This is a genomic window from Bradyrhizobium sp. UFLA06-06 (assembly GCF_054820065.1).
Genome location: NZ_JADFUD010000026.1, coordinates 45,190 through 61,310 on the forward strand (window position 1 = coordinate 45,190; position 16,121 = coordinate 61,310).

Sequence of the window (16,121 nt, forward strand, 5' to 3'; positions counted from 1 at the left end):
CGATCCTTCGAGACGCGCGTTCCGCGCTCCTCAGGATGACGGGATCGAAAGCCGTTTCCACCGAAAGAGCGAAGCCCCGACTCCCGCGGATCAACCGAACAGCCGCATCAGCAGGGCCTTGCCGACCGGCGCCGCGCGCACGCCTTGGAAAGCGCGGACATATTCGCCGGCATAGAATGCGCGCACGACATTGACCCGCGTCGCCACCGCATCCTCGAAGCGGACGCCGAAGCCGTCGCGGGTGCACCGGACCACGGTCGCGGCCACGTTCTGTCCGTAGACATTGCATTTGATCAGCGAGCCGATGGCGGGCGGGACGGGATCGATGAAGCGCGCGCCCGAGATCGAGATGTCGGCCATCCGGATCAAGCGCATCTCGTTGCCGTGATGGATCAGGATCGGCTCGTCGCGCTCGAACCGCTCGGCCTTGCGGCGCCGCGGCTGCTCGATGCAGATGAAGCACACGATCGCGAGCACGACGCAATTGTACAGGCTCCAGGCCAGCGCCAGCCCACCATAGGCAATGCTGTCGCCGCGCAGGTGCAGGATGAAGGCATAGGCGATCGCCAGCAGCGTGATCAGCAGGGCAGCGCCATAGAGCCGCAGCAGCGGCCATTCGACGAAGCGGCGGTTGCGATCGCCGCCCTTGGCCGTCACCTTGAACTTGTGGCCCTGCGGCCTGGCGAGGCCGGTCACGACCGCCTTCAACACCGCGGGCGCCGCGATGTATTGCGACACGTCGGTCATGATCGCGAGCGAGCGGCCGCGCGAGATCCAGGCCATCGTGAAGGCGTGCCAGACATAGAACGGCAGGAAATATTTCAGCAGTTCGAACAGGTCGGCATGGACCGCCTTGATCCCGAACAGCAGATAAAGCCACGGCACGACCAGGCCGAAAACCTTGGTGCTGTAGACCGCCGCCCAGCTCATGAAGGCGTCGACCAGCGACAGCCGGTCCATGAAGGCAAGCTTCGATTGCCGCGAGAACGGCCCGCTACGGCCGCGGAAGATCTGCATGAAACCGAGACACCAGCGACCGCGCTGCGTGATGTATTCCTTCAGTCCCTCCGGCGCGAGGCCGATGGTCAGGCGCTCGTTCAGATAGACCGTGCGCAATCCCTTCTCCTTCAGGCGCAGCGTGACGAGGTAATCCTCCGTCACCGAATCGGTCGGGAAGCCGCCGATCTGCATCCTGTCTCTTATACACATCTGACGCTGCCGACGAACTATGTGTATAAGAGACAGGGGTTGATGAAATGCTGCGGTGTCTGCACGACGCCGACGCTGCCGTCCTGCATCAGGCTCATCGCCCGGGTCAGGAAATCCGGCATCGGGACAAAATCCGCATCGAGGATCGAGATGAACTCCGGCCGCTCGGCCAGCCCGGAAACGTGCTGGAGCGCATGATTGATGTTGCCGGCCTTGGCGTGGCGGTTGTCCGGGCGGGCCAGATAGTTGCAGCCGAGTTCCTGGGCGAGCCGGCGCAGCCAGAGCCGCCGCCCGTCGTCGAGCACCCAGACGCGGTAGTTCGGATAGTCCAGCCCGGTCGCGCCGATGATGGTGCGCTCCAGGATCGCCTTCTCCTCATTGTAGGTGCAGATGAAGACGTCGACGAGCGGCGCGGCCGCGCTCGCTCTGGATCGACGCAGGATCGCATTGACCTCGGGTGAGCGGTCGATGGTCCGGCTGAGGAACAGCAGCGACAGGCACACCGCGATCATCGAGGCCGCCTCGGCCGCAACGAAGGGATAGCCGACCAACGCATCGGCGGTGAGGCCCGGAGGCGGCAAGGTGTGGGTTACCCGCCACGCGAAATAGTGGACCAGCAGGACGAACGACATGCCGGTCATCATGACGCGGGCCAGGGTCTGCTCGCGGTGGAGCAGGGGCAGGATTGCAAGACAGGCGCCGAAGGCGACCAGCCCGGGCGCAAATGCCGCCATCATGACTTTGCCGCGTCCGCGTTGAACACCACACGTCCGGTGCGGCCGACCGCGCAATCCTTGCCCGTGGTGTCGAGCGCCGGCATCGAGACCGTCACCCGATACGGCTCCTTGTTCAGCGCATCCGGATTGATCGCGAGGTTCGCGGGCGCGCCCGACGCGCCAGTGAGATTGACGATCTCGCCCTGGAGCGCGGCGCTGCCGTCATTCGGCTCGAAGCTCGCATGCTCGCCGAGCTTCAGCCCGTTGTAGACGCTCTCGGTGACGTTCGCGGTGACCACCGCGCCGCTGCAGTCGAGCAGCTTGAGCAAGGGCTGACCGGCCCTGACGTCCTCGCCGGGCGAGGTCATCATCTCCCAGATCCGGCCGCCGACCGGGGCCTTGATGTCGGCTTCGGCCCGGTTGACGTAGTGCAGCTGCTCGGCGGCGATCTCGTGGGTCAGCCAGTCGATCTCGGCATCGGCATGCGCCAGATCGGCGCGCAGGTCGCTGACGCGCTGGCGCATCTCCTCCTCGCGCTGCACGGAGCTCGGCCGGTCATTGTAGCTGTCGCCGAGATAGGTGCCGTTCCTTGCCGCGGTGAGCTCGACCTTGGCGGCGTCGAGGCGCCGTCGAGCGCCGATTTCGGTCTGCTGCGAGATCGCCTGCTCGCGCGTCAGGCGAGCCATTTCGACCGTCGACACGCTGCCCGATTTGATCAGCGACGACGCCCGCTCGACGGCGGCCACGGCCTCCTCCCGCCGCGCGGCGGCGGCCTCGATCGCGGTCTGGATTTCGGCGATCCGGGCCTCGAGCTGGAGGATGCGGCCGTCACGGAACTGGCTGGCCTGGCGGGCAAGATCCTGTTGCGCCGTCTCGGCGGCCGCAAGCTTGGCGGCCAGACTCGGGCGCTCATTTTCCAACCGGGACATCTGTCGCCGGAGATCATCGAGCCGCGCACGATCGCCGCGCGCATTGACGACATGAAGGATCGCATCGCCCTCGCGAACCACGCTGAGCTGCGTGGATTTCTGCGGCTTCGCGCTCACGGTGCCGTCGATCGGCGACCGCAAGGTCACGATCCTGGCATTGACCACGGCCTCCACGCTCGAGGTCTGCAACACGGCCCTGAGCGGCAACCATCCGAAGACGGCGACGATGGCAAGGCCGATGCCGACCTTGAGCAGGCGGCGAACCATCCGGCCCGAGCAGGCGGGCGCTTCGGGATGGGGACCGCTATCGCTGATCGGCTCATCATGCTCCGGCTGCAGCCGTTCCTGCAGATCGCGCTGCAATCCCCGTGCGCCCTCGGCCTCTTCCCTGGCGACGGAATTGTTGTCTTCGGGAAACGGCTTGTGCTGCTGTGCCTGATTCATGATGACCGGCCCCTGATCTGTCAGTGCGCGAACCAACGCACAGCTCTGCAGAGCGATGCCGTTGCCGGACAGATCCAATAATCAGGTGCTTCAAAAGCGGCTAAAGCGAAGGGGGCATCTTTCGAAAAAATTGCCGCAATTTGCCGTGGTCGGGACCCTCGCGCGGGAGCCGCGCCGTCGGCGGGCCGTTCCCGGTGCGCCATTGCGCAGCTGAGGCGCCTGCAGGACTGAGCCCGGAATCCATCAGGCCGGGGCTAGGCGGGGAATGGATTCCGGGCTCTCACGGAGGCTGTGATCGGACCCGTCTTGCGCGACCCAGGCGTGAGCAGCCAGCGCTTCGGTCCCGGCAGCCTGCCGGACTTGGAATTCAGGGTGTGCTACCGCCCTGAATCCGGCACGTCGAATTGCGGCTGCAGCGCCGCCAGGCTCGCTCCCAGCAAGACCAGATAGCTGGCCTGACAGACCACAACGCCCAGATCGAATGCGTCCAGCAGATCGATCCACGGGCTGTCGGCCAGCGTGCTTGCTGTTTGCCTGCCACCATCGATAACGGAAGGCTGGAAGCTGCGATCGCGTCTCCGAGGCCTTGCCTCGTGGTCGACGTCGTCGGAGCAAACGATCAGATGCAGGCGCGCGCTGGGCATTTCAATCTCCGTCTCTGATTGGCGATTGGTGAACCCCGGAAATCTCTACCGTCATCGAGTTACCCAATAAGCGTAGTCACCGGGATGGAACGGGCCATTGAACGGAGGTTGATCCGACCGTTACATTCGGTGGGGACGACTCATACTTGAGTTTAGGTCGCAACCTGGACCTGAGCGCGCTCGACGGCTTCGCTTTCTGCGCGATCTCACGGATGTGGACCGCCAAAAAGGCCGGCGTGATCCCGTCCGGGCGGCAAGAAAGCTGCTAATATACAGTCTGTTGGGAGGGCGACGTTGTCGCCGCTGATGGTAGCAGTCACCTAGCGACGCAGCGCGGCCCGTGATGATGGCCAAGTGCTGGTGCGCCGATGATCCGCGACCCGACCACGAAGTCCTGGTCGGCCGAGCAATGGCTGCTCGGCGGCATGGTGCTGGCCTTGGCGGCAACCTGCATGGGGCTGTTGCTTGGTCCGCAGCCGGCAGCGTCCGCCCATCTGATTGCCCTGGCGCTGCTCGTCGCGTCGCTGACCGCCGCATTGCTGATGATCCGCCTGGTTGGCCGTTCGCAAAGGCGGATGGAAGCCATGTTGCGCGGCCGGGCCAGCGGCGAGGAGCGCGCGATGGAGGCGCTGCGCAACAGCGAAGCGCAATGGAAGGAGGTATTCGAACACAACCCGGTCATGTACTTCATGGTCGACGCAACGGGCCTCGTGCTGTCGGTCAACACGTTCGGCGCGGCACAGCTCGGCTACACCGTCGACGAGCTGCTCGGACAATCCGTGCTGCGGGTCTTTGCCGCCGAAGACCGGGATATGGTCCAGCGCAACGTCGCGGCATGCCTCGACAACATCGGCCAGACCCACAATTGGGAAATCCGGAAGGTCCGCAAGGACGGTTCACGGCTTTGGGTTCGCGAAAACGCCAAGGCCGTGCGGCGGCTGGGCGATCAGCTGATCGTGCTGATCGCATGCGAGGATATTACCGAGCGCAAGCACGCCGAAAATGCGCTGCAGCAGAGTGAAATGTACCTGACCGAAGCCCAGCGATTGAGCCACACCGGCAGCTTCGGCTGGCGCGTCGCCAGCGGCGAGATCATCTGGTCCGAAGAGACGTTCAGGATCTTCGAATTCGACAGGGCTCCTTCCATCACACATGCCACGGTGCTGCAGCGCGTCCATCCGGATGATCGCGCCCGCGTGCAACGGACCATCGACCGTGCCTCGCTCGACGGCAACGACTTCGAGCACGGCTATCGATTGCTGATGCCCAATGGGGCGATCAAGTTTGTTCATGCCAGGGCGCATGCGGTGACGAACCTTTCAGGCGACACCGAATTTGTCGGAGCGGTCACCGACGTGACCGCCCGCAAGCGAGCCGAGGCGGAATTGCACGAAGCGCAGACCAACCTCGCGCACGTCACGCGCGTGACCGCGCTCGGCGAGCTCGCCGCGTCGATCGCGCATGAAGTGAACCAGCCGCTTGCCGCCGTGGTCACCAATGCCGCGGCATGCCTGCGGTGGCTCAACCGGGCGGCCCCCGATCTGAACGAAGCTCGCGGCGCGGTCAGGTCGATCATCAGCGACGGCAACCGCGCGGGCGAGGTCATCCAGCGCGTCCGCGCGATGGTAAACAAGACGACCGATCAGAGGGCGCCGCTCGACATCAATGACGTCATCAACCAGGTGATCGGCCTGGTGCAGCATGAACTGCAGAGCCATCTCGTATCCTTGCAGCTCGACCTCGCTCCCGTGCTCCCGTCTGTCGTCGCCGACCGTATCCAGCTGCAGCAAGTCATCCTCAACCTGGTCCTCAATGGTATCGAGGCCATGCAGCCGGTCACGGACAGGCCGCGGGAACTCGTGATCCGGACACGCCATGACGAGGCCGGGCAGATCGTGGTCACGGTCACCGACTGTGGCGTCGGGATCGCCGCCGAGAATGCCGAACGGCTGTTCGACGCCTTCTACACCACCAAGGCCAGCGGCATGGGAATGGGATTGTCGATCTGCCGATCGATCGTCGAGGCCCACCGAGGCCGTCTGTCCGTGGCCGCAAACATCGGCCCCGGCACGACGTTCCAGTTCACCTTGCCACTGCGCGAAGAGGATCATGCATGGTGACCGGGCGCGCGGCATCGCCTTCGGGTCTGGCAAGCGCCGAAGATCCGATCGTCTTCGTCGTCGACGACGACGCGTCCGTGCGCGACGCACTGAGCAATCTCTTCCGGTCCGTCGGCTTGCGGACCGCAGCGTTCGGCTCGGCGCATGAATTTCTGCAGCGCAAGCCCCCGGATGTCCCGAGCTGCCTGATCCTCGACATCAGGTTGCCGCGGGTGAGCGGGCTGGACTTTCAGGCGGAGCTGGCGAAGGTCGGCATCCACATTCCGATCATCTTCATGACCGGCCACGGCGATATCCCGATGACGGTCAGGGCCATGAAGGCCGGCGCGGTGGACTTCCTGACCAAGCCGTTCCGCGATCAGGACATGCTGGATGCCGTCACGACGGCGATCGAGCGCGACAGGAATCGTCGCGATGAGGCCAAGGTTCTTGCGAACCTGCGCGCCGCCTTCGCGACCCTGACGCCGCGGGAACGCCAGATCATGAGCCTCGTCACCGCGGGGCTCATGAACAAGCAAGTTGCCGCTGAAATCGGCGTAGCCGAGATCACGGTCAAGATCCATCGCGGGCACATCATGCGGAAGATGGCGGCGAAATCGTTGCCCGACCTGGTCAGGATGGCACAGATGCTCGGCATCGGGCAGGCATCCGGCGGGGCGCAAACCTAAGTATGATTCTCCGGCCCCGATTGGCGACGCACTGTGGTCGGCACAAGATCGCACCACCAGGGGCCCCTCCGGGCCGGGAAAACCTCCTTGCCAAATCCGCCAGTGATATCAATCATCGACGATGACATGTCGGTTCGCACCGCGACCGACAACCTCGTCAGGTCGCTGGGCTACGCGGTCGAGACCTACGCGTCGGCCGAGGAATTTCTGCACTCGCCTCGCCTGAACGACACATCCTGCGTGATCGCGGATGTCAGGATGCCGGCCATGAGTGGACTCGACCTGCAGAGCCACCTGATTGCCAGCGGACGCCGCTTTCCGTTCATTTTCGTCACGGCGTTCTCCGTCGAAAGCGATCGCATCCGGGCGCTGAAGGCTGGAGCGATCTGCTTTCTGAGCAAGCCCTGTGACGGGGACGTCCTGATCAAATGCCTCGATACCGCCCTCGCGCAGCACAGCACAGCGCCGGGTGCGTGAGTTGAATCAGCCATCACCGGGCCGGCTATACGCAAGGATGATGCCACAAAACATCTGGACAAGTTGCGCATGGATGGCGGCGGCGCGAGAGTTCGCATCGTCGTCCTTCGGGAAGATCGACGGCAAGGACAGCACCAGACATTTTGATTGGCAGATGGCAATTCCTCGGAGGGAGGTCGCCATGCGTGCGGAACCGCGCTGCGCCCAGTGTGACAGCGAAGAGCCCAAGATCATCTGTTTGCGAAATCCGGCGGGTGAACGCTATTGCGGACGCCTGTGCCTTTACAAAGGTCAGGAGAATTTCATCCGCTGGTTCACGCGTTCGAATGCGGAGGCGGTGTCATGACAGCCCGTTGCGGAAATCCGGGATGCAAACGGCCTTTCGGGCTGATCCGGCATAGCTGGTATTTTGAGCAATTTTGCTCGACGAAGTGCCGCGACGTCCACAAGCGGCAGCTGGAGCGCAACAAGGCCTATTGGAAGTGGCTGTATCCCTTCCCCAGAACCGGCGCCCCATCGAAAAGCCGATCTGACGGCGAGTGCCAACAGCGCCTGAGGGAATCTCCATGACGACGGTCGATGCGATGCTGGCAGGAGCGATCCTCGCGTGGGTGCCCTCGTTCGTTGTCTTCCTCTATATCGTGCGCGATCTGCGCAACATGCCCCGCGAAGATCTCGATTGATCGCCGCACCGGCGGCTGAAGTGGGCCGCTACACCTCCACGCCCTCGTGACGCAGCAGCCAGCGCTTGCGCTCCAGCCCGCCGCCATATTTGACCAGCGAGCCGTTGGCGCCGATCAGGCGGTGGCAGGGCACGACGACGCTGATCGGGTTGGAGCCGTTGGCATGGCCAACCGCGCGCATCGCGTTCGGCGCGTTCAGTTTCGCCGCCAGCGCGCCGTAGCTCATGGTGGTGCCCGGCGCAATCTTCGGCAGCGCGTGCCAGACCTTCTGCTGGAACGGCGTGCCCGCGACGCGCCATTCGACATCGGTGAGCCGATCGAGATCGCCCTTGAAGTAATCGCCGAGCGCCTTGCGCATCGCAGCCGGCGCGCGGCCGTCCCGCAGCGTCACGGCGCCATAATGCAGCCGCAGCAGGTCGAGCATGCGCCCTTCATAGTCGTCCCAGTCGAGCGCGCGCAGCACGCCGTCATCATCGGTCACCAGCAGCGCCGTGCCGATCGGGGTCTTGAGGCGGTCGAGGTTGAAGGTCTGTGCAGTCTTGCGGTCGGCCATCGTCATCGCTCTCGGAGTTGCTCGGCATACAATTCACCGCCCGCATGCTAGCGTCCACCCGAATTCCGGTGAGAGCGTTTTTGGGCGAAGTGGACACCGGTTCGCGTGAAGAAAACGCGTCAAAACAAGAATCTTGAGCTTCGATTCTGATTCAATCAGAACCGAAGCTCTGGGGGACCGCAATATGCTGTTGCTTGCCAATGTTCTGGTCGCGGTGGTGGCCATGCTGCACGTCTATTTCCTTGTGCTCGAGATGTTTCTCTGGACCAAGCCGCTCGGGCTGAAGACGTTTCGCAACTCGATCGAGAAGGCAAACGATTCTGCGGTGCTCGCCGCCAATCAGGGGCTGTATAACGGCTTCCTCGCCGCCGGACTGATCTGGGGCCTCATACATGGCAATCCGGCCTTCGCGTTCCAGATCAAGACATTCTTCCTGCTCTGCGTGATCGTCGCCGGTGCCTATGGCGCCGCCACTGTCAGCCGCCGCATTCTTTATGTGCAGGCGGCTCCCGCTGCGTTGGCACTGATCCAGCTCTGGCTGGCCTAAAGCGCGGGCGCGCTTTTGTTTTCTTGAGCATGATCCGCTCGGAAAACCGCTCACGCTTTTCCGGATCATGCTCAAACGCGACATCGCGCGCAGGGTGCATCGTCTTGCAATGCCCCCGACGTTCCTCCATCATCCCTGACAACGGTGACATCCGCCGGCCGTCGCTTGCGGACAAGATCACCGGCAACAGGGAGGTCACGGACATGAGAAGCGTGCAATTGCTCGCTGCGACGGCGCTTGCGATCGCGTTGTCGGTTACATCGGCCACCGCGCAGAAGAAATACGACGTCGGCGCGACCGACACCGAGATCAAGATCGGCCAAACCGTGCCGTTCTCAGGCCCTGCATCCGCCTATGCCGGCATCGGCAAGACCCAGGCCGCCTATATCAAGATGATCAACGAGCAGGGCGGCATCAACGGCCGCAAGCTCAACCTGATCCAGTATGACGATGCCTATTCGCCGCCGAAGGCGGTCGAGCAGGTGCGCAAGCTCGTCGAGGGCGACGAGGTGCTGTTCACGTTCCAGATCATCGGCACGCCGTCGAATGCCGCCGTGCAGAAATACCTGAATGCCAGGAAGGTACCGCAGCTGCTCGCCTCCACCGGCGCGTCGCGCTTCTCCGATCCGCAGAATGCGCCGTGGACGATCGCGTTCAACCCGAACTACCAGTCGGAGGGACGCATCTATGCCAAATACATCCTGGCCAATCACCCGAACGCCAAGATCGGCATCTTCTACCAGAACGACGATCTCGGCCGCGACTACATCACCGGCCTGAAGAGCGGGCTCGGCGACAAGGCCGCGAGCATGATCGTCACCGAGGTGTCCTACGAGCTGACCGACCCGACGGTCGATTCCCAGATCGTGAAGCTGAAGGCCGCCGGGGTCGATTTGGTGTATGACGCCTCGACACCGAAATTCGCCGCACAGGCGATCCGCAAGATCGCCGATCTCAACTGGAACCCGGTGCACATCCTCGACATCAATGCGAGCCCGGTGTCGGCGACGCTGAAGCCGGCCGGTCTCGACATCTCCAAGGGCATCATCTCGACCAATTACGGCAAGGATCCCGCCGACCCGCAATGGAAGGACGATCCCGGCGTGAAGGCCTATTTCGCCTTCATGGACAAGTATTATCCGGAAGGCGACAAGCTCAACACCGTCAACACCTACGGCTACTCGACGGCCGAACTCCTGATCCAGGTGCTCAAGCAGTGCGGCGACGACCTCACCCGCGAGAACCTGATGAAGCAGGTGACCAGCCTGAAGAAGTTCGTGCCGAGCCTCGCGCTGCCGGGCATGTCGATCACGACGGGACCGAACGACTACCGCATCAACAAGCAGATGCAGATGATGAAGTTCAACGGCGAGCGCTGGGAGCTGTTCGGCCCGATCATCGAGGACACCGGACCGGCGGGCTAGGTCGCGACGGGACTCCACTCCCTCTCCCCGTTCTTACGGGGAGAGGGTTGGGGTGAGGGGCTGCTTCCGTGCACCGCTCCAGTAGCTGCGCCCGCGGAGCCTCCCCTCACCCGCATCGCATCTTCGATGCGATGCGACCTCTCCCCGCAGGCGGGGCGAGGTGAAGCGGAGCTCGGCACTGCCCGCTCCACCCTTCTTTTCGCACCGCCCCCTACTTTGGTTGACTGAAATCGCTCACCCTTTCGGCAGCGCTCGTCTTGCGTTGCAATAACGGTTCCTCCAGTATCCCGGCCCAGCGATGGCGACCGCGGGACCTTGAACCCGCGGACAAGATCATCGGCCAACCATCAGTCACGTGAGGGAAACAGCATCATGAGGAACGGGATTTTCCACCTGGTCACGGGAACGGCGCTCGCGATTGCGCTGTCCGCAAGTCCGGCCTTTGCGCAGAAGAAATACGATCCCGGCGCAAGCGACACCGAGATCAAGATCGGCCAGACCGTCCCCTTCTCCGGACCGGCCTCCGCCTATGCCTCGATCGGCAAGACCCAGGCGGCCTATTTCAAGATGATCAACGATCAGGGCGGCATCAACGGCCGCAAGATCAACCTGATCCAGTATGACGACGCCTATTCGCCGCCCAAGGCCGTCGAGCAGGTGCGCAAGCTCGTCGAGAGCGACGAGGTGCTCTTGACCTTCCAGATCGTCGGCACGCCGTCGAACGCCGCCGTGCAGAAATATCTCAACGGCAAGAAGGTGCCGCAGCTGTTTGCCGCCACCGGCGCCTCGAAGTTCACCGACCCGAAGAACTTCCCCTGGACGCTCGGCTTCAACCCGAACTACTTCGTCGAAGGCCGCATCTACGGCCAGTACATCCTGAAGGAGCATCCCAACGCCAAGATCGGCGTGCTCTATCAGAACGACGACCTCGGAAAGGATTATCTGAACGGCATCAAGGCCGGCCTCGGCGACAAGGCCGCCAAGATGATCGTGGCCGAAGCCTCCTACGAGGTCTCCGACCCGACCATCGATTCCCAGGTGATCAAGATCAAGGATGCCGGCGCCGACCTGTTCTTCTCGGCCTCGACGCCGAAGCAGGCGGCGCAGGCGATCAAGAAGATCGCCGAGCTCGGCTGGCACCCGATCCACATCGTCGACATCAACGCGACCTCGGTCGGCGCCGTGCTGCAGCCGGCGGGCCTGGAAGCCTCCAAGGGCCTGATCAGCACCAATTACGGCAAGGATCCGGCCGATCCGCAGTGGAAGGACGATCCGGGCATGAAGCGCTATTTCGACTTCATGGCCAAGTACTATCCCGACGGCGACAAGAACTCGAACTTCAACACCTATGGCTACTCGACCGCCCAGCTGATGGTGCATGTGCTGAAGCAGTGCGGCGACGACCTGACCCGCGACAACGTGCTGAAGCAGGCGACCAACCTGAAGAATGTCGAGCTCGACATGGCGCTGCCCGGCATCAAGGGCAACACCGCGCCGAACGACTATCGCGTCAACAAGCAGCTGCAGATGATGCGCTTTAACGGCGAGCGCTGGGAGCTGTTCGGCCCCATCCTCGAGGACGCCGGCCCGGCGGGTTAGTGTTCGCGCAGGCTTGAATGCGATCGGCGGCCTCCCGGCCGCCGATTTGTTTTTGCGATGAGCGCCGCCATCTATCCCCGTCACCCTGAGGAGCCGCGAAGCGGCGTCTCGAAGGGTCGACGGCCACTAGCGGGGCCGTGCATCCTTCGAGACGCGCTACGCGCTCCTCAGGATGACGGGATAGAAATCTCGCTTCCTGCTCTCACTCCGGTATCTCGCCGAAATTCTTGCCGACCGGCAGCACCGCATGCCGGATCAGGCGCGAATCCTCTACGCCCGCCTGGCGGTGTTTCACGGCCTCGCGATAAACGGGATCGCGGATCATCTCGACGAAGGCGGCGACGCTCGGATATTCCGCGATGAAGCAGTGATCCCAGCGCTCCTCCTGCGGACCGATCAGCATCAGCTCGAAGCGGCCTTGCCAGACGATGCGGCCGCCGAGACGTTCGAACACCGGCCCGCTCTCGCGGCCGTAGGCCGCATAGGCCTCCGCGCCGGTGGCCTTGCGACCGTCGGGATAGGCGGCCCATTCGCGCAAGCGCACCAGGTTGAGCATGTGGATCGGGCCCGGCCGGATGTTGTCCCGGAATTGCGCGAAGACGTCCTTGGTCGGATCGATATGGCCCATGCGGTGCTCCCTGTTTTCTTTGTTCCAGCGTCATATAGCAACGCGCTGCCTCACCTCCTAATCCCCCGTTAAGCTTTGCGTAACCGCCCCTTAAACCGGGAACGCTAGCGTGCGTCCTTGTCAGGGTGTGAGCGTTGCGGATGGCGTGGGGACGTAAAAAAGGCGGTGCGCGCAAGGAGCCGCTGTTCGGGCTTCCGGCCGCGCTTGCCGACCTCCGACTGTCGCCGTCCGATCGCATTCCCGGCGGCGACGACGACAAGCCCGCCAAATCCAAACCCAAGAGCAGCGACAAGAGCAGCGATTCCGGTAGCGAGAAACCGCGCCCGTCACGCAGCAGCAGCAAGCGGCGCAGCAAGTCGCGCGGCTTCGGCATCGGCCGCCTGTTCTATTGGACCGCGGTGCTCGGCCTGTGGGCCGGCATTGCGGTGATCGGTGTCGTGGTGTGGGTCGGCGCGCATCTGCCGCCGATCCAGTCGCTGGAGATTCCCAAGCGTCCGCCGACGATCCAGATCGTCGGCATCGACGGCAGCGTGCTGGCGCAACGCGGCGAAATGGCCGGCGCCAACATCGCGTTGAAGGATCTGCCGCCCTATCTGCCGAAGGCCTTCATCGCGATCGAGGACCGCCGCTTCTATTCGCATTTTGGCGTCGACCCGGTCGGCATCCTGCGCGCGGCGGTGACCAACATCCTGCATCGCGGCGTCTCGCAGGGCGGCTCGACGCTGACCCAGCAGCTCGCCAAGAACCTGTTCCTGACCCAGGAGCGCACCATGCAGCGCAAGCTGCAGGAGGCCGAGCTCGCGCTCTGGCTGGAGCGCAAGCATTCCAAGAACGAGATCCTCGAGCTCTATCTCAACCGGGTCTATTTCGGGTCCGGCGCCTATGGCGTCGAGGCCGCGGCCCAGCGCTATTTCGGCAAGTCGGCGAAGAACGTCACGCTGCCGGAAGCCGCGATGCTGGCCGGGCTCGTCAAGTCGCCGTCGCGGCTGGCGCCAAACCGCAACCCGGAAGGCGCCGAGCAGCGCGCGCAGGTCGTGCTCGCGGCGATGGCCGACGCCAAGTTCATCACCGAGGCGCAGGCCAAGGCCTCGATCGGCCAGCCCTCGATTGCGGTGAAGCCGGCCGGCGCCGGCACCGTGAACTATGTCGCCGACTGGATCGGCGAAGTGCTCGACGATCTGGTCGGCCAGATCGACCAGGACATCGTGGTGCAGACCACGATCGATCCGAAGCTGCAGAACGTCGCCGAAGCCGCCATCATCGATGAGCTCGCCGCCAAGAGCGTGAAGTTCAATGTCAGCCAGGGCGCGCTGGTGGCGATGACGCCGGACGGCGCGGTGCGCGCCATGGTCGGCGGCCGGAACTACTCCGAGAGCCAGTACAATCGCGCAGTCACCGCGAAGCGGCAGCCTGGCTCGGCGTTCAAGCCGTTCGTCTATCTCACCGCGGTCGAAGCAGGGCTGACGCCGGACACCATCCGCACCGACGCGCCGCTCGACATCAAGGGCTGGAAGCCAGAGAACTACACCCACGAATATTTCGGCTCGGTGACATTGACCCAGGCGCTGGCGATGTCGCTGAACACGGTCGCGGTGCGGCTCGGCGTCGAGGTCGGTGCCAAGAATGTGGTGCGTACCGCGCACCGGCTCGGCATCTCCTCCAAGCTTGAGCCCAACGTCTCGATTGCGCTCGGCACCTCCGAAGTCTCCGTGATCGAGCTGGTCGGCGCCTATGCGCCGTTCGCCAATGGCGGCTACGTGGTGTCGCCGCATGTGGTGACCAAAATCAAGACCAGTTCGGGCAAGCTGCTCTATGACCGTCCGACCGATCCGCCCAACCAGGTGATCGAGCCGCGCTATGATTCGATGATGAACAGCATGATGCGCGAGACGCTGATCTCGGGCACCGCGCGCAAGGCGGAGATCCCGGGCTGGACCGCCGCCGGCAAGACCGGCACCAGCCAGGATTATCGCGACGCCTGGTTCATCGGCTACACCGCCAAGCTCGTCACCGGCGTCTGGCTCGGCAATGACGACAATTCACCGACCAAGAAGGCGACCGGCGGCGGCTTGCCGGTCGAAGTGTGGACCCGCTTCATGAAGGCGGCGCATCAGGGCGTGCCGGTCGCGGCGATCCCGAACTCGCAAGGCAGTTGGGGGCCGGCGAACCTGATGCAGATCTCGTCGCAGGTCACCGCGCCGTCTGCGCCGGCGGGACCGATGCAGATTCAGCCGCCGATGCAGGCACCGCAGCCGCCAGTGCCGGCACCATCCGGTGGCGGCTATTATCGCGCGCCCCCGCCGACCCCGGCCCGCGCCTCGGCACCACCCAACCCGAACGCGCGGCCCGAGGCTGCGGCCGGACTGGACGGCTGGCTGGCGGATCGGTTGTTTCGGTAAGGCGCCGGGCGGACGAACCGCGTAGCTTCGTAGCCCGGATGAAGCGGAGCGAAATCCGGGGACAGGTCGCGCCGTGTTGAGAGCCGCCCCGGATTGCGCTTCGCTCCATCCGGGCTACGCACGGGGATCCAGTACGCCGCGGTTTATCCGCTGAAATGCAACTGTCTCTGGAATACTGGATCGCCCGCTTTCGCGGGCGATGACAGCAACGTTCGGGCTAAGAGTTCCCCTATTCCTGAATCCCGTAGCGGTGCAGGTCGTTGCCGTAGGTATCGAGCCAGTTCTTGGCGCGGGTCACCGACGCGCAGACCTTGTCGACCACCCGCCAGAACCGCGCCGAGTGGTTCATCTCGACGAGATGGGCGACCTCATGCGCGGCGAGGTAATCGAGCACGAAGGGCGGCGCCAGGATCAGCCGCCATGAGAACGACAGCGAACCCGCCGAGGTGCACGAGCCCCAGCGGCTCGACTGATCGCGGATCGAGATCCGGCGTACCCGCACACCGAGTTCCGCGGCGTGAAGCTGTGCCGACTTCTGCAGATCCTTGCGCGCCTCGCGCTTGAGGAAGTCGTGCACCCGGCGATCCATGTGCTCGACGCCGCCGGCGACGCAAATGATCTTCTCGCCGCTGTCGCGCGTCTCGGTCCAAACCGTGCCGCGCTCGCCCGAGCGGTGCACTAGGCGATGCGGCACGCCGCGCAACGGCACCACGGTGCCGGGCTGGAACGGCGCGGCCTTCGGCAAGCGGCCAAGACGGGCGGCAATCCAGCCGCCATGGAGATTGGCGAACTCCTTGGCTTCGGGAATCGTGCCGCGCGGCGGCATCGTCAGGATCGCCTCGCGATCGGTCGGATGTATCCTGAGCGTGTAGCGGCGCGCGCGCCTGTGCCGGCGCAATCTGACGGTGAAGAACTGGGAGCCGTGTCTGACCAATACGGTCGCGGGTTCGGCAGGCCGCCGATAGAGGAGCGCGCGAGTAGCCATTTCTGAGAGTCCGGGGAGCAGGAGTTCGCCCGAACTTTGCCATATCCGCCGCCAGGGAAAGCGCTCGGCGCAAAAACAAATCATTTGCCCAATATA

General features: G+C 64.0%; 13 protein-coding genes and 1 pseudogene. 8 read left to right on the top strand and 6 right to left on the bottom strand.

Translation table 11 applies throughout. The features are described 5' to 3' along the window. Positions 1-90: 90 nt before the first annotated feature. The 3 genes and pseudogenes from IF803_RS22450 to IF803_RS22460 all read right to left on the bottom strand — a co-directional run bounded on the left by IF803_RS22450 (position 91) and on the right by IF803_RS22460 (position 3,942). A pseudogene (locus IF803_RS22450) lies at positions 91-1,946 on the bottom strand (glycosyltransferase). Further along, positions 1,943-3,298: an HlyD family efflux transporter periplasmic adaptor subunit gene (locus tag IF803_RS22455; RefSeq protein WP_461193501.1), complete on the bottom strand. Its 1,356-nt coding sequence runs from the start codon at positions 3,296-3,298 to the stop codon at positions 1,943-1,945. The pseudogene IF803_RS22450 and the gene IF803_RS22455 overlap by 4 nt, the downstream one beginning before the upstream one ends. Positions 3,299-3,675: 377 nt before the next feature. Next, complete coding sequence (locus IF803_RS22460) at positions 3,676-3,942, bottom strand: hypothetical protein (RefSeq protein ID WP_028341477.1); 267 nt, start codon at positions 3,940-3,942, stop codon at positions 3,676-3,678. A 368-nt stretch (positions 3,943-4,310) separates the two neighbouring features. Between IF803_RS22460 and IF803_RS22465 the strand changes: the two genes are divergently transcribed. The 4 genes from IF803_RS22465 to IF803_RS22480 all read left to right on the top strand — a co-directional run bounded on the left by IF803_RS22465 (position 4,311) and on the right by IF803_RS22480 (position 7,553). Further along, the gene (locus IF803_RS22465) at positions 4,311-6,062 is read left to right on the top strand and encodes a PAS domain-containing sensor histidine kinase (protein WP_461193502.1); all 1,752 of its coding nucleotides are present in this window, start codon (positions 4,311-4,313) and stop codon (positions 6,060-6,062) included. Then, a complete protein-coding gene (locus IF803_RS22470) occupies positions 6,056-6,730 on the top strand; it encodes a response regulator transcription factor (protein ID WP_035631798.1) in 675 nt (224 codons plus the stop codon). Before IF803_RS22465 ends, IF803_RS22470 begins: the two co-directional genes overlap by 7 nt. A gap of 102 nt (positions 6,731-6,832) precedes the next feature. Next, on the top strand, positions 6,833-7,207 hold the full coding sequence (locus tag IF803_RS22475; protein ID WP_028341475.1) for a response regulator transcription factor: 375 nt from the start codon (positions 6,833-6,835) through the stop codon (positions 7,205-7,207). 37 nt (positions 7,208-7,244) lie between these two features. Then, positions 7,245-7,553 carry a hypothetical protein gene (locus IF803_RS22480; RefSeq protein ID WP_155258553.1) on the top strand — a complete coding sequence of 103 codons (309 nt, stop codon included), beginning with the start codon at positions 7,245-7,247 and terminating at the stop codon, positions 7,551-7,553. A gap of 365 nt (positions 7,554-7,918) precedes the next feature. Here the strand turns inward: IF803_RS22480 and IF803_RS22485 are convergent, their stop codons facing one another. Then, positions 7,919-8,443: a methylated-DNA--[protein]-cysteine S-methyltransferase gene (locus IF803_RS22485; protein ID WP_461193503.1), complete on the bottom strand. Its 525-nt coding sequence runs from the start codon at positions 8,441-8,443 to the stop codon at positions 7,919-7,921. 184 nt (positions 8,444-8,627) lie between these two features. On the opposite strand from IF803_RS22485, the gene IF803_RS22490 reads away from it, so the two are divergent. The 3 genes from IF803_RS22490 to IF803_RS22500 all read left to right on the top strand — a co-directional run bounded on the left by IF803_RS22490 (position 8,628) and on the right by IF803_RS22500 (position 12,013). After that, positions 8,628-8,990 (top strand): DUF1304 domain-containing protein, encoded by a 363-nt coding sequence (locus IF803_RS22490; RefSeq protein ID WP_461193504.1) that lies wholly within the window; start codon positions 8,628-8,630, stop codon positions 8,988-8,990. Between the two features lie 203 nt (positions 8,991-9,193). After that, positions 9,194-10,414: an ABC transporter substrate-binding protein gene (locus tag IF803_RS22495; protein WP_028341470.1), complete on the top strand. Its 1,221-nt coding sequence runs from the start codon at positions 9,194-9,196 to the stop codon at positions 10,412-10,414. Positions 10,415-10,786: 372 nt separating this feature from the next. Further along, entirely contained in the window at positions 10,787-12,013 is a 1,227-nt protein-coding gene (locus tag IF803_RS22500) for an ABC transporter substrate-binding protein (RefSeq protein ID WP_028341469.1), read from the top strand. Between the two features lie 202 nt (positions 12,014-12,215). Here the strand turns inward: IF803_RS22500 and IF803_RS22505 are convergent, their stop codons facing one another. Continuing rightward, positions 12,216-12,641, bottom strand: a complete 426-nt coding sequence (locus tag IF803_RS22505) for a DUF1330 domain-containing protein (protein WP_461193505.1) — start codon at positions 12,639-12,641, stop codon at positions 12,216-12,218. Between the two features lie 140 nt (positions 12,642-12,781). On the opposite strand from IF803_RS22505, the gene IF803_RS22510 reads away from it, so the two are divergent. Further along, positions 12,782-15,040 carry a transglycosylase domain-containing protein gene (locus IF803_RS22510; protein WP_028341467.1) on the top strand — a complete coding sequence of 753 codons (2,259 nt, stop codon included), beginning with the start codon at positions 12,782-12,784 and terminating at the stop codon, positions 15,038-15,040. A 229-nt stretch (positions 15,041-15,269) separates the two neighbouring features. Here IF803_RS22510 and IF803_RS22515 read toward each other — a convergent pair whose 3' ends face one another. Next, positions 15,270-16,109: a M48 family metallopeptidase gene (locus IF803_RS22515; RefSeq protein WP_028341466.1), complete on the bottom strand. Its 840-nt coding sequence runs from the start codon at positions 16,107-16,109 to the stop codon at positions 15,270-15,272. Positions 16,110-16,121 lie beyond the last annotated feature (12 nt).

What these genes read in the sequence shown, in the direction of transcription:
- IF803_RS22495 (WP_028341470.1), top strand. Translation starts at nt 9,194, where the DNA reads ATGAGAAGCGTGCAATTGCTCGCTGCGACGGCGCTTGCGATCGCGTTG.
- IF803_RS22505 (WP_461193505.1), bottom strand. Translation starts at nt 12,641, where the DNA reads ATGGGCCATATCGATCCGACCAAGGACGTCTTCGCGCAATTCCGGGAC.
- IF803_RS22460 (WP_028341477.1), bottom strand. Translation starts at nt 3,942, where the DNA reads ATGCCCAGCGCGCGCCTGCATCTGATCGTTTGCTCCGACGACGTCGAC.
- IF803_RS22455 (WP_461193501.1), bottom strand. Translation starts at nt 3,298, where the DNA reads ATGAATCAGGCACAGCAGCACAAGCCGTTTCCCGAAGACAACAATTCC.
- IF803_RS22465 (WP_461193502.1), top strand. Translation starts at nt 4,311, where the DNA reads ATGATCCGCGACCCGACCACGAAGTCCTGGTCGGCCGAGCAATGGCTG.
- IF803_RS22480 (WP_155258553.1), top strand. Translation starts at nt 7,245, where the DNA reads ATGATGCCACAAAACATCTGGACAAGTTGCGCATGGATGGCGGCGGCG.
- IF803_RS22490 (WP_461193504.1), top strand. Translation starts at nt 8,628, where the DNA reads ATGCTGTTGCTTGCCAATGTTCTGGTCGCGGTGGTGGCCATGCTGCAC.
- IF803_RS22470 (WP_035631798.1), top strand. Translation starts at nt 6,056, where the DNA reads ATGGTGACCGGGCGCGCGGCATCGCCTTCGGGTCTGGCAAGCGCCGAA.
- IF803_RS22485 (WP_461193503.1), bottom strand. Translation starts at nt 8,443, where the DNA reads ATGGCCGACCGCAAGACTGCACAGACCTTCAACCTCGACCGCCTCAAG.
- IF803_RS22515 (WP_028341466.1), bottom strand. Translation starts at nt 16,109, where the DNA reads ATGATTTGTTTTTGCGCCGAGCGCTTTCCCTGGCGGCGGATATGGCAA.
- IF803_RS22510 (WP_028341467.1), top strand. Translation starts at nt 12,782, where the DNA reads ATGGCGTGGGGACGTAAAAAAGGCGGTGCGCGCAAGGAGCCGCTGTTC.
- IF803_RS22500 (WP_028341469.1), top strand. Translation starts at nt 10,787, where the DNA reads ATGAGGAACGGGATTTTCCACCTGGTCACGGGAACGGCGCTCGCGATT.